The following is an 830-nucleotide window of genomic DNA, read 5'->3' on the forward strand; positions in this document are numbered from 1 at the left end:
CTAGATACTGTCGTCACGAGTTTATTAAGATAGTGAGCGTCGGTTTGGACTTGATCACAGGACCTGTGCCATGACGACACCTGCACACCGGCGCCACGATATTTCCGACCGGGTTTGGGAGCTGTTGGAACCACATCTTCCCGGACGCCGAGGCGCCTGGGGCGGGGTGGCCAGAGACAACCGGCAGTTCATCAATGCGGTGTTCTGGATTCTGCGAACCGGGGCACCCTGGCGGGATCTGCCCCCGGAGTACGGGGATTGGAAGAACGTGCATCGAAGGTTCTGCCGCTGGCGGGACAAGGGGGTGTGGGAGAAGGTTCTCAAGCAGTTGATCGACGAACCGGATTACGAATGGTTGATCATCGATGCCACGCATGTCAAAGTCCACCCTCACGCCACAGGCGCCAAAGGCGGCAACCAGGACATGGGGCGCACAAAAGGGGGCTCAACACTAAGATACCTCTGGCCGTGGATGCGCATGGTATGCCGCTCCGAAGGGTTATCCCAGCCGGTACCACCACAGCGGATTGCACCCAGGCGGCAACCCTGATCGAGGGAATCGATGCAAAGTACCTGTTGGCGGACAAAGGCTACGACAGGGATGCCCTCATCGCCCAGGCCAAAGAGCACGGGATGGAGCCTGTCATCCCATCGCGCAGAAATCGCAGACACCGGCGTGCATGCGACAAGCACTGGTATCGTCTGCGCCATCGGGTTGAGAACGCCTTTTTGCATCTCAAGCGTTGGCGAGGTATCGCTACGCGCTATGCCAAAAATACGGCTTCTTTCCTTGCCGCCGTGCACATCCGCTGTATCGCCATTTGGGCATC

1 protein-coding gene and 1 pseudogene are annotated in these 830 nt (G+C 58.7%); both read left to right on the top strand.

Going from position 1 to position 830, the window contains the following annotated elements:
• Positions 1-70: 70 nt before the first annotated feature.
• Positions 71-277: pseudogene (locus tag ACYQ3M_RS11620) on the top strand (transposase); the annotation flags it as partial.
• 74 nt (positions 278-351) lie between these two features.
• Positions 352-830, top strand: a 479-nt coding sequence (locus ACYQ3M_RS11625; RefSeq protein WP_460036244.1) for an IS5 family transposase, incomplete at its 3' end; no start/stop codon positions are given.

The sequence above is a fragment of the Methylothermus subterraneus genome, from assembly GCF_054656915.1.